This window comes from Kribbella sp. HUAS MG21 (assembly GCF_040254265.1).
Taxonomy (GTDB): Bacteria; Actinomycetota; Actinomycetes; order Propionibacteriales; family Kribbellaceae; genus Kribbella.
Genome location: NZ_CP158165.1, coordinates 7,848,093 through 7,860,502 on the forward strand (window position 1 = coordinate 7,848,093; position 12,410 = coordinate 7,860,502).

General features: G+C 71.0%; 9 protein-coding genes. 4 read left to right on the forward strand and 5 right to left on the reverse strand.

The features are described from left to right. Window positions 1-60 precede the first annotated feature (60 nt). A complete protein-coding gene (locus tag ABN611_RS37840; protein WP_350277114.1) occupies window positions 61-1,314 on the reverse strand; it encodes an NYN domain-containing protein in 1,254 nt (417 codons plus the stop codon). Between the two features lie 237 nt (window positions 1,315-1,551). Between ABN611_RS37840 and ABN611_RS37845 the strand changes: the two genes are divergently transcribed. From ABN611_RS37845 to ABN611_RS37855, 3 genes are all read left to right on the forward strand, one after another. After that, entirely contained in the window at window positions 1,552-3,345 is a 1,794-nt protein-coding gene (locus ABN611_RS37845; RefSeq protein ID WP_350277115.1) for a DEDD exonuclease domain-containing protein, read from the forward strand. A gap of 63 nt (window positions 3,346-3,408) precedes the next feature. Further along, window positions 3,409-3,696 (forward strand): Lrp/AsnC ligand binding domain-containing protein, encoded by a 288-nt coding sequence (locus ABN611_RS37850; RefSeq protein WP_350277116.1) that lies wholly within the window; start codon window positions 3,409-3,411, stop codon window positions 3,694-3,696. 2,231 nt (window positions 3,697-5,927) lie between these two features. Continuing rightward, on the forward strand, window positions 5,928-7,445 hold the full coding sequence (locus ABN611_RS37855; RefSeq protein WP_350277117.1) for a hypothetical protein: 1,518 nt from the start codon (window positions 5,928-5,930) through the stop codon (window positions 7,443-7,445). Between the two features lie 928 nt (window positions 7,446-8,373). Here the strand turns inward: ABN611_RS37855 and ABN611_RS37860 are convergent. Next, complete coding sequence (locus ABN611_RS37860) at window positions 8,374-8,991, reverse strand: hypothetical protein (RefSeq protein ID WP_350277118.1); 618 nt, start codon at window positions 8,989-8,991, stop codon at window positions 8,374-8,376. A 225-nt stretch (window positions 8,992-9,216) separates the two neighbouring features. Here ABN611_RS37860 and ABN611_RS37865 point away from each other — a divergent pair, with 225 nt between their 5' ends. Next, entirely contained in the window at window positions 9,217-9,855 is a 639-nt protein-coding gene (locus tag ABN611_RS37865; RefSeq protein ID WP_350277119.1) for a hypothetical protein, read from the forward strand. A gap of 51 nt (window positions 9,856-9,906) precedes the next feature. Here the strand turns inward: ABN611_RS37865 and trpD are convergent, their stop codons facing one another. Genes trpD through ABN611_RS37880 form a run of 3 tightly spaced genes read right to left on the reverse strand, consistent with a single transcriptional unit; the run spans window position 9,907 to window position 12,340 of the window. Further along, window positions 9,907-10,950, reverse strand: a complete 1,044-nt coding sequence (trpD, locus tag ABN611_RS37870; protein ID WP_350277120.1) for an anthranilate phosphoribosyltransferase — start codon at window positions 10,948-10,950, stop codon at window positions 9,907-9,909. 6 nt (window positions 10,951-10,956) lie between these two features. After that, window positions 10,957-11,376, reverse strand: a complete 420-nt coding sequence (locus ABN611_RS37875) for a hypothetical protein (RefSeq protein WP_350277121.1) — start codon at window positions 11,374-11,376, stop codon at window positions 10,957-10,959. Window positions 11,377-11,422: 46 nt separating this feature from the next. Continuing rightward, entirely contained in the window at window positions 11,423-12,340 is a 918-nt protein-coding gene (locus ABN611_RS37880) for a cytochrome c oxidase assembly protein (RefSeq protein ID WP_350277122.1), read from the reverse strand. Window positions 12,341-12,410: the final 70 nt, after the last annotated feature.

Below are 12,410 nucleotides of genomic sequence, written 5' to 3' on the forward strand. Positions count from 1 at the left end.
CACCCGGACTTGCATCCGGCTGAGAAGGACGCTAGAGACCCCCACCGACAGTTTCCGTCGTCAGGTGCGGGCGATCCGGGAGACCAGGCTGGTCGCGGACAGTGAACGGGCGCCGAGTTTGATGATGCTCTCGGCAACTTCGCGGTCGGTGGAGACGACCACCACCGGGCGGCCGGGCGGCTCGGCGCGCACCAGTTGCCGGATCACCTCGTCGGCGATCACCCCGGCCGGGCTGAACCGGACCCGAACGCCGCGTGGCGGGTTCAGCTGCACCGGCCCGGACAGCTCGGCACCGTCGAACACCACGGTGACCTCGACGCGGCGCTGCGCGACCAGGGCGCCCAGCGCGGTGACGAGGCGCTGCCGCTGGGAGTGCAGCGGCGAGGTCGGCCAGGCGGTCTTCGTCACGTTGTAGCCGTCGATGATCAGGTGCACCTGAGGCAACGACAACAACTCGTCGAACAACGCCGGGTCGTCCTCGGGCGCCGTACGCCCGACCGGAGCGGCCTCGGGCTCGGAGCCGGCCACGGTGTCCGCCGGGCGGAGCTCTCCCCCGGGCGGCAGCGCCAGCTCGCGGCGCAGCCCGCTCGCTGCCTCGAGCAACGTGTCGAGCAGCAGCCGCGTGCGCGTGCTGGCCAGTTCGCGTTCCTGGCCCGCCGTACGACGAGCCGCGTGCTCGACGGCCTCCAGCTCGGTGATCCGGGCGCGGAGCTTGCGCAGTTCGCGCTCGACCTCGGCGCGGGCCGCGTCGACGCGTTCGTCGGCGGTCTCGGCCTGCCGGGTGCGCTCCTCGACCTCGGTCTGCAGGCCGGTGATGCGCTGCCGGGCCTCGTTGAGCTTGCGGCGCAGCGTGACGTTCTCGGCCTTGAGCTCGTTGACCTGTTCACGAAGCCGTTCGCGGACCTGACGGGTCTCGGTGCGCGCCTGGTCGAGCTGGTCGGAGAGCCGGTTGACGGCCTCCTCGTCGGCGCGCGGGCTCTCCACCGGGAGCTGGGCCGCCGCGGCGACGAGCTTCTCCCAGTCGTCCGGGCGCAGCAGGTACGCGAGCGCGGCGACCTCCACCGGATCCGCGGCCGGCACCGCTACGCCTTCGGCCACCGCATCGCCGAGCTCCGGGTGCTCACGCCGTACCTGGAAGGCCGCGAGCCGCCGGAAGTGGTCGTCGGTCTCGAGGATCGGCCCGAGCACCGACGCGGACAGCTTCGCGCGTTTCGCCGGCGCGAAGCTGGCGAACCGGCGCAGCGGTGCCGGGATGTCGGTGGCGGGGAGCTGGCCGAGGGCCTGCGCGGCCAGGGAGAGGACGCGCTGCCGCACCGGTTCAGGCAAAGTCGTAGCGGCGGAGCTCGCGGCGGTGCCTGCCTCAGTCACCGGTCCGCAGTCCGGCCGGAACGACGAGCCGGCAGCACCCGCTGGGCCAGTGACGCAGACCACAGCGGACGGGCTCGCGGCCCGGGATCGCGGTGATCGCCTGTGTACGCATACACAGAGCCTAGTCGACTCGTCTGCGTGTCACCTGCGGAATTGTCGGTGGCGGCTCCTAGCGTCGTGACCATGACCAGCCCAGTGCGCACACCGCCCCCGGATCCGACGGTGCCGATCCGCGGTGTGCAGCACAGTTTCGACGACCTCGGGACGCCGCTGCGGGACATCACGTTCTGCGTCGTCGACCTGGAGACGACGGGCAACCCGCCGGGTGAGGGCGGCATCACCGAGATCGGCGCGGTGAAGGTGCGCGCCGGCGAGGTGGTCGGCGAGTTCCAGACCCTGGTGAACCCGTCGGAGCCGATCCCGCCGTTCATCGCCGTGCTGACCGGGATCAGCGACCTGATGGTTGCCTCGTCACCCCGGATCGAGTCGGTGCTGCCCGCGTTCCTGGAGTTCGCGCACGGGTGCGTCATGGTCGCGCACAACGCGCCGTTCGACATGGGCTTCCTGAAACACGAGTCGCTCGTGCACGGGTACGACTGGCCCGACTTCGCCGTCGTCGACACCGCGCTGCTCGCCCGCCGGGTGATCACCCCCATCGAGGCCCCGAACTGCAAGCTCGGCACGCTGGCCAAGCTCTTCCGGGCGACGACCACGCCCAACCACCGCGCGCTGTCCGACGCCCGGGCCACCGTCGACGTACTGCACGGGCTGTTCGAGCGCGTCGGGTCGTTGGGCGTGCAAACGTTGGAAGACCTGCAGACGTTCTCGTCCCGGGTCGCGCCGGCGGTCCGCGCCAAGCGGCACCTGGCCGAGGCGCTGCCGCACGCGCCCGGGGTGTACCTGTTCACCGACGACCGCGGCGAGGTGCTGTACGTCGGGAAGTCCAAGGACCTGCGGACCCGCGTCCGGTCGTACTTCACCGCCTCCGAGACCCGGAACCGGATCGGCGAGATGGTCGGGATCGCCACCGGCGTCCGCGGTATCGAGTGCGGGACGCCGCTGGAGGCCGAGGTCCGCGAGTTGCGGCTGATCGCGGAGCACAAGCCGCGGTACAACCGGCGCTCGAAGTTCCCGGAGCGGCAACACTGGCTGAAGGTCACCGTCGAACCGTTTCCGCGGTTGTCGCTGGTCAAACAGGTGCGCGACGACGACGCCGGGTACCTCGGTCCGTTCAGCTCGCGGAAGACCGCCGAGCGGGCGATGGCCGCGCTGCACGAGGCCTTCCCGATCCGGCAGTGCACCGCGCGGATGTCCCGGACGCCTTCGCTGTCGCCGTGCGTGCTGGCGGAGATGGGCCGCTGCGTGGCGCCGTGCGACGGGCGGATCTCGGTCGATTCGTACGGCGAGTTCGTCACGGCGCTGCGCTCCGCGCTGACCGTGGACCCGACACCCGTCGTCGAGGCGCTCGACCGGCGGATCGACGTACTGTCCGCCGACGAGCGGTTCGAGGACGCCGCCGTACATCGGGACCGGCTGAGCGCCTTCGTGCGGAGCTCGGCGCGGATGCAGCGGATGGCGTCGGTGACCGGCTGCGCGGAGATCTGTGCCGCCAGGCGGACCGAGGACGGCGGCTGGGAGCTCCACGTGATCCGCCGCGGGCGGCTCGCGGCGGCCGGGTTCAGCCCGCGCGGGACGGACCCGCGGCCGCACCTGGAGATGCTGCGCGCCTCGGCTGAGACGGTCCTGCCCGGGATCGGCCCGGTCGCGGCGGCTTCGCCCGAGGAGATCGAGCTGATCCTGCGCTGGCTCGAGCTGCCCGGCATCCGACTCGTGGAGATGGACGGCACCTGGACCTGTCCGGTCAGCGGCGCCGGGCGGCATCTGACGCGCCTCGACAACGCCCACTCCGACGCCCACCAGCACCCGACCGAGCGGCGCCGGCACCTGCGTCCGCTGGGTCCGGCCCGGGTCGGTTAGCGGCGACACTATGCTTCGGCGGGTTGGGGTGTGGTTCCCGGATGGTTCTGAGGAGAGGACGGCATGGTCACCGCGATCGTGTTCATCAAGGCCGACGTCGCACGGATCCCGGAGGTCGCCGAGCAGCTGGCGGCGATCGACGGCGTCAGCGAGGTGTACTCCGTGACCGGCGGGCTCGACCTGATCGCGCTCGTCCGGGTCGCCCGGCACGACGACCTGGCCACCGTCATCCCCGAGCACGTCAACCGGGTGCCCGGCGTGCTCAGCACCGAGACGCACATCGCCTTCCGCGCGTACTCCAGCCACGACCTCGAGGCCGCCTTCAGCCTGGGCCAGGAGGACGGTGTCTGAGGACCGGGCAGAACCGATCCGACTGACACGCGCTGAAGTTACGGTGAACACATGAACGTCTGGGGTCAGTTCGTTGCCGACAGGGTCCGCGCCTGCGCGCCGACGGTGCAGCGAGGACGCGGATGAGCAACCCACCCGCCGGCTGGTACCCCGACCCCACCGGCCAGCCCAACATGATCCGCTTCTGGAACGGCGAGAAGTGGACCAACAAAACAGAACACGAAGACAAGGCCGCCGAACTAGCCGCCGAATCCCCCGAGCCGACGCCCGCCTCCCAGCCGACCGCTGCTGAGCCAACCCGCGTCACAGAGTCGCCGCGCGGAGCCGAGTCGGCGCGCGCAGCCGAGCCGACGCGCGCCTCGGAGCAAAACCAGGCCGCCGAACCCAGCTGGCCCGCCCAGCCGAGCCAGGCCACGGACCCGACCCGGCCCACGCCTGCCCCCGCCGACTCCCAGGCCACGCACGCACCCGACCAGTCGCCCGCCGGCCCCACCTGGTCCACCGACCAGCAACCATGGTCCGCCACCGACTTCACGTCGTACGACCAGCCCGACCCCAACACCGAACAGACCCAGGTCCAGCCCTGGTCCCCCCAGGACCAGCCCTGGCCCCCGCAACAGCCCACCGAGCCCACACCACAACAACCGTGGACCGCAGACCAGCAACCCTGGTCCGCCAACGAGTTCACCTCGTACGACCAACCCACCCCAGCACCCGAACAGCACCAGGCACAGCAGCAGCCGCGGCAGCCACACGAGCCGCAGCAGCAGTCCTGGCCTGCTCAGCACCCCACCACCCCCGAGGCCCCCCAGCCCCAACGGCCATGGACCGCAGACCAGCAACCCTGGTCCCCCAGCGAGTTCACGTCATACGACCAACCAGACCCCAACACCGAACCAACCCAGCCCCAACCCTGGTCCCAAGCCGACCCGGCCACAGACCAGCCGCAACAACCCTGGACAGCAGACCAACAGCCCTGGTCCGCAGACCAATTCACGTCCTACGAAGAGGCCGCCGCACCGGGCCAAACCCCCGAGCACTGGTCCCCCCAACCGGACGCACCACAACCCGGCCCCGCGCAGACCGGACCTGCCCACACGGGAGCAGCACACACCGGCCCCGCACAGCCGGTCCAGCCGCAGACCGCCCCGCCCCCGCCCGGCCCCACCCAGGCCGCGCCCACGTACGACGACCACACGCGCCCCGGCCTCGCACCGTCGTACGGCGACCACACACGCCCCGGCCCTGCGCCGTCCCCGACCGACCAACCGGCGCCCACACAGCACCAGCCCGAACCTGCCCAACCGCAGGAACCGCAGCCCCCGACGCAACGTCAGGCTGCAACGCAGCCAGTCAACGAGACGACAACGTCCGGCCCTGTCCTGCGGGCCATCAACCCAACGGGAACTGACGCGACTGGCACGACTGCAGCCGCCGGTGCATCTGGCACCGCCGGTGCGCCTGGCGCAGCTAATGCGGCCGGTACGGCACCTGCGTCTGCCGCAGGCAGTGCGTCTGGCGCTGCGGGTGTGTCTGGCGTGGGTAGTGCAGCTGGTGCGGCTGGACGAGCTGACCAAGCGGATGGAGGCAGCTGGTGGCAGCCGGCCGGAGCCCCGCAACTCTGGGACAACCAGCCCGGCAACGAGGTAGCCGCGAACGGCGGCCCTCGCCTCCGCGCAGTCTCCCCCGACGAGCAGGCACACGAGCCGACGCAGCCGATCAACATCCAGCAACCCGCCGTGCAGACCACAACCCCAACCAACGACGGCCCCACCCCCGCCGAACGCGCCCGGGCAACCTGGGGCGCCCCAGAACTGGCCCCCGCACCCCCAGAACACTGGACCCAACGCGAGGTCACCGAGGAACTCGAGCCAGCCAACACCGAAGCACAAGCGGACCAACCCAACGGCTGGACCCTGAAACTCGCCCCAGCCCCACCCGAAGAACCCGCCCAGGAACCCACCACACAACCCGACGCTGCAGACACCAGCACCACGCAAACTGACACCGCGCAGCCCACCGGCACAGGGGCCGCGGCTACAGCGACCGCCGGTACAGAGACCGCCGACGCAGTGGCCTCCGCACCCGGTGTCGCGGATGCCGGTGCCGTAGGAACCGGCGCCGCAGGGACTGGTACCGCAGGAGAAGGAACCCGAGGGGACGGCTCCGTCGGGGAAGGTGCCGCTACGGCCGGGCAGGCTGCGGATGGTGCTGGTTTGGATGCTGCTGAGTTGGAGGCTGTGCAGGCGGCGGATGAGCTGGCGGCTGAGGATGCTGCGGTCGCGGTGGAGTTGCAGCCGGACTGGGGTAGCCAGGGTGGTGACGAGCAGGACGAGCAGACGTCCAACGACGTTCCGGCGTGGGGTGTTGAGTCCGACGACGAGGAAGAGCAGGCAGTAGAGAACGCCGCACCGCTCTGGACCGTCCCGGAGACAACGGAGACGCCGCAGGAGCAGCCAATCCAGCTGTGGGGCGACCAACCGTCCAGCAACACCACCCAGGACCCGAACTGGAACGGCCAGCAGTCCACCGGCCAGGACCAGGGCTGGAACGGACAGCAGTCCGGCGGCCAGGAGCAGGCCGGCGGCGGGCAGCAGGTCGGTCCGCAGGGCGGGCAGCCGGCTGCGCCGCAGGGCGGGCAGCTGTGGGGTTCGCAGCAGGGTACGGCGGCCGGTGAGGCGTCGGCTGACAACGGGTGGGGTGCTGCGGGCCAGCACGGCGTACAGGAATCCGGTCAGTGGGGACAGCAGCCGGCGGACTCCCAGCAGAGCAGCAATCAGCTGTGGGGCGGGCAGTCCTGGCCGGTGCAGGAGGCCAAGCAGCAAGGTGGCAACGGCTGGGGCGACTCGCAGCAAGCCGCGCAGCAACCGGCTCACCAAGGCTGGCAGGGCGGGCAGTGGGGTGCGCAGCACGGCGCGCAGCAGACGACTCCGCGGGCCTGGGGTGAGGACGAGGCCTGGGGTGCTCAGACCGATCTGAGTGCCGGCGTCGGCAAGCGGGAGCCGGGGAAGAAGAAGTCGAAGGGTTCCGGTGGCGGCAGTCCGTTCGGCGGGAAGCTGCCGTTGATCGTCGGCGGCGGTGTCGCGCTGGTACTGCTTGTCGTGACCGCGATCGTCCTGCTCACCAACGGCGACGACACGACCGCCGACCCCGGTCCGAGCCCGACGCAGACCGCGTCCCCCACGCCGACGAACCAGTCCAGCATCAAGCCCGGCCAGTCGAAGAACCCGAAGTTGCACGAGGGCATCGAACGGATCTCGTCGGACGCGATCTCGTTCCCGCGCCGGAACCCGCCGTGGTCGGATCACAAGCTGTTCGTGCCGGAGACCCGGAACGCGGGCGGCCAGCGGATCCTGCTGCAGCGCGACGCCGCCGGTACCCGCGACGACTGGAGCGCCGACATCTTCGTCGGCGGTCTCGGTACCGGGTCCGGGTTCAACGGCGACCCGAAGGCGACGGCGGCGACCGTGTCGACGCAGTTGCAGCGCACGATGTACGGCGACATCCCGGTCACGTTCAAGACGATCGCGAACGGTGCCGTCAAGCGGAGCGAGAAAGCGGGCTGGTTCTACCAGCAGACCGTGACCGCGAAGTCGGCCGCCGTACCGAATCGGGTGCTGACGCTGACGGTCGCCGTGTTCGACCTTGGCGACGGTACCGCCGTCGCGTACGTCAGCAGCATCCCGAACGACCGCCCAGACCTGAAAACGGCCGCGGCCGAGGCCTTCAAGGGAATTCAAGTTGGCTGAGAACGAGAACCAGACCCCTCCCACCGGACACACTCCGCCCCCTCCAGGCGGTCCGGACGACTGGGCTCCCCCAACACCCGGTACGCCGGACGACCGGAGCACGCCGCCCAACCCATCAGACCCACTGAGCGGCACGCCCCAAGCCCCACCCGCTCCCAGTACTCCGACCCGCCCGACCACCTCGGACCCGCTGGCAGGCACACCGCAGGCGCCACGCGATCCCGGTGCCCCGGGCGGTCCCTCACGGTCGGCGGCCGAGGATCCATTGGCTGGTACGCCGCAGGCACCGCGCGAGCCTGGCATGCCAGGTGGTGCTCAGGCGTCGGATCCGTTGGCAGGCACACCCCAAGCGCCCCGCGAATCTGGTACCTCGGGTGGTCCTGCGCGGCCTGCGGCCGGGGATCCGTTGGCTGGTACGCCGCGTGCACCGCGCGAGCCCGCGATGCCGGGTGGTCCGGCTCATGCGTCGGATCCGTTGGCAGGCACAGCCCAAGCACCGCGAGAATCTGGCAACCCGGGTGGTGCGGCACGGCCGGGGGTCGGGGATCCGTTGGGTGGTACGCCGCAGGCGCCGCCGGTTCCTGAGGCGTGGGGCGCTGAGGGTAGCGATCGGGTGCCGGGTCAGGGTGGTTCTTCGTCGGATGCGTTGTTCGGGCAGTCGCCTGCTCCGGCAGCGCCTGGCTCGGCGGGTGTCCGCGGGCAGCACGCGGCTCCTCCTCCGCAGCAGCAGCACTGGACCAACCGGCCGCCACAGGCCAACGAGCAACAGCAGCCAAGTACGCAAGCGTCGGGCTGGCAGTCGGTCGTCGTACCGCCCCAAGCCGCTCCACAGCAGGCTGGGCCTCAGCAGCAGCCCGGTTCACAGCAGTCCGGTTCACAGCAGCCCAGTGCACAACAGTCGGGCGCGCAACAGCCCGGTGGCCAGCAGTCAGGTGCACCGCAGCATGGGGCGCACCAGTCCAGTGCACCCGGGCATGGTGCGCAGGAGTCTGGCGCGCAGCAGCCGGGTGTGCAGCAGCCGCAGCATGCGGGTCCGCCTGCTGGTTCGCAGTACGGCGGTAGGCAGGCGCAGCCGGGGCAGGCGGCACAGGGCCCCCATGGGCCGTCCGGTCACGCACGGCCGGGTGTCGGGCCGCCGGCCACCGGGCAGCAGGCTCCCGGGCAGTCGGGTGGCGGGCAGGCCGGCGCGGCGATGCCTGGCGACGGACGCCCTGGTGCCGGACAGGCGGGTAGCGGGCAGCCGCAGCCTGGGCAAGGTGGGCAAGGGCAAACTGGCCAGGGTCAGGGGGCGCAGCCGGCAGCTGGTGGGCAGATGTGGGGTGTGGCGCAGGCGCCGCAGCCGGGGCACGGTCAGGGTGGTTGGCAGGTGCAGGGCGGCGGTCAGTTCGGTGGGCCGCAGGCTGGGCAGCATCGTGCTGGGCAGGGCGGTCAGCATGCAGGTCCGCAGGGCAATCCGTACGGTCAGCCGCAGGCCGGTCAGGCTCGGGGCATGCACGGCGAGCAGCAGGCCGGTGGTGGGCTCGGGCAGCAGGCCGGGGGTGCGCACGGTGGGCCGCAGGCTGGTGGTGGATACGGGCTCGCGGGTGGTGGGGTTGGGGATCCTGCGTTTGGGCGGGCTGTGGCTCGGGCGGCGGGGCCGTATGTGGGGGATGGCTCGGCTGGGCGTGGTAGTGAGGGGGGTGAGTTTGTCCCGGGTGGGAACGGTGGGCGGGCTCGGCTTGTGGGGGCCTTGGTGTTGGTGGTGGCTGCGTTGGCGGCTACTGGGTTGAGTGTGGGGTGGATCGCTCGGAAGGCGGACGCCATCACCCCGGTCGCGTTGCCGTCGGGGAAGCCGCTCGAGACCGTCAGTCCTTCGGTGAAGCCGTCCAAGACGCCGACGCCGTACGGGAAGGTGCTCGGGACCCAGATCGTTGCCGCCAACAACGACTCGATGCCGGTGATGAGTTCGGCGTGGGGCAACACCTACGAGCGCACCGGCCTCTGGGGCGGCGCCGCGGTGTGGCTCACGGTGCACAAGAACTACAACGGCAAGGGCGGCGCCTGGGGCAACTACGTCGCCTTCGGGCAGCTGCCGCCGGAGATCCCGTACCAGAACACGCCGGCCGGCCGGAAGCAGGCCGCGATCCAGATCGGCGCCCGCGCCATCGGCCGCCTGTACGACAAGCCGAACATCCTGAAGGGCACCACCCACAAGGCGATCACCGTCGACGGCCACCCCGGCCACGAGATTGTTGCCCGGGTCGCGGTCAAGGAGCCGCTGCTGAAGGAGACGTTCTCCACGGTGATGATCGCGCTGATCGACCGCGGCGACGGTACCGCGGCCATCTCGATCGCCGACCTGGCCGGCTCCACCCCGGCCTGGCAGAACGTCTGGCGCTACAAGATCACCCAGGTCAAGATCCAGCAGTGACAGCAAAGGCCGGCGAGGGACCCGCTCGCCGGCCTTTCACCAACAGCAAGTTCAGCCGCGAACCTCGGCGCACACCGCGATCCACCGGTCCAGCGTGTCCTTTGCCGCGCCCGAGTCGATCGCCTCGGCGGCCCGGTCCATCCCGGTCCGGATCCGCTCGATCACGGTGCCCGCTTCCGGCGTGTACGCCGCCAGCGCCGCACCGGCGTTCAGCAGTACGACGTCCCGGACCGCGCCCGGCTCGCCGTCGACGAGTGCCCGTACGACCTTCGCGTTGTACGTCGCGTCCGCGCCCTGCAACGCCTCCGCCGCCACCGGCTCGATGCCCAGCTCCCGCGGGTCCAGCGTGACGGGCCCCTCGACCTCGCCGCCGCCGACGCTCCACACCTGCGACGTCGTCCGTGTGGTCAGCTCGTCGAGCCCGTCGTCGCCGTGGAACACCAGCGCGTCGATCCCGCGCCGCGCGAGCACCCCGGCCATCAGCCCGGCGATCCGGCCGTCGCCGACACCGACCGCCTGCGCCGACGGGTTGCCCGGGTTCGCCAGCGGCCCGAGGAAGTTGAACGTCGTCGGCACGCCGAGCTCCCGGCGCGGTACGGCGGCATGCCGCAGCGCCGGGTGGAACGCCGGCGCGAAGCAGAACGTGATCCCGGCCCGCTCCCCCACGTCGGCCACCTGCGCCGCGGTGAGGTCGAGCGGGATGCCCAGCTCCTCGAGGACGTCCGCGGCACCGCAGGCCGAGGAGGCCGCGCGGTTGCCGTGCTTGAGGACCTTCGCCCCCGCGCCGGCGGCGACGATCGCGGACATCGTGCTGATGTTCACCGTGTGGGCTTGGTCACCACCGGTACCGACGACGTCCAGCGTCCGGCCCGGCACCGAGATCTTGGTGGCGAAGTCGCGCATCGTCGCGACCAGGCCCTCGACCTCGGTGACCGTCTCGCCCTTGGAGCGCAGCGCGATCACGAAACCGGCGAGCTGGGCCGGCGACGCCGCTCCGGACAGGATCTGCTCCATCGCCCACGCGGTGGCGGACGCCTCCAGGTCCTCGCGCCGCAGCAGCGGATTGAGCACCTGCGGCCAGGTCGTCACGGCCATCGTCGGTCAGGCGGTGGTGGCGGGCAGGCCGGCCACGCGCTGCCGGAGCAGGTCCGCGGTGACGTCGGCCAGCTTGATCGGGTCGATCGGGTGCGAGACCGCGCCCTCGGCCCGCGACCAGGTCGCCAGCCAGGCGTCCTGCGGCCGGCCGGTGATCACGAGCACCGGCGGGCACTGGAAGATCTCGTCCTTCAACTGCCGGGCGATCCCCATGCCGCCGGCCGGGACGGCCTCGCCGTCCAGGATCGCCAGGTCGATCCCGCCCTTGTCCATGGTCTTGATCACGGCCGGCTCGGTCGCGCACTCGACGTACTCGAGCTCGGGCAGATCGGCCGCCGGGCGCTTGCCCAGGGCCAGCCGGACGGACTCCCGCGTCGTACGGTCGTCGCTGTAGACCAGGACCTTCAGCGGACGCTCTGAACTCATCGATCCATCCCAAGCTGTGTTCTAAAGAAGACTGGACACCGGAATGCTACCGGGGCGCCTGTTCGGACCGGCGAGCCTGTTCCTCCAAACGGTCCAGGCGGCGGTCCTCGCGGCGCGCCTCGCGCTGCGACTCACGCACCCACTGGACGAACAGTACGGCGAAGAACACCAGCCCGACGATGTCGCCCGAGCCCCAGAGCAGGCCGCCCGCGATGTACTGGTCGCGCAGCGGCGACGGCGACCACGACCGGCCGAAGCTGGTGTACCAGTCCTCGGCGATCAGCGTGCTGGCGCCCATGATCGTGATGCCGAGGAACGCGTGGAACGGCAGCGTGAGGAACGTCATCAGCAGCCGGAACGGGTAGATCACCCGGCCGGGCACCGGGTCCAGCCCCAGCAACGGCCAGAAGAACACCGAGCCGACCAGGACGAAGTGCAGGTGCAGCAGGTCGTGCAGCAGCGTCGACCGGAGCGTGGCGTCGTACCAGCCGGTGAAGTACAGCGCCCAGGGGCTGATCACGAACAGCGCGAAGCCGATCAGCGGGAAGCAGATCAGCTTCGCGAACCACGAGTGCAACACGGAGAGCAACCACTTGCGCGGCCGTTGCGGCAGCGTCCGCAGCGCCAGCGTCACCGGCGCGCCGAGCGCCATCGCGAGCGGCGTCAGCATCGACAGGATCATGTGCTGGACCATGTGCACGCTGAGCAGCACGGTGTCGTAGGTGCCGAGCACCGACTGGGTGGCGATCACGGCGCTCCCCAGACCGACGCCGACGAACGCGAACGTCCGGCCGCGGGACCACTTGTCACCGCGTTTGCGCAGCCGGTGGACGCCGTACAGATAGAGCCCGCCGAGCAGGACGATCACGCCGAGTAACACCGGTTCGAAGGTCCATGCCGTCAGCAACCGGGCCGGTGTGAGCGGCTCGATCTGGTCGCCCGGTGCGGCGTGAAGGGGAAGCACGCTTCCACAGTAAGAACAGCCGGTCGGCGACATGCACGGGGGTGGTCGTAGCGCTGAACGCGCGGACCGA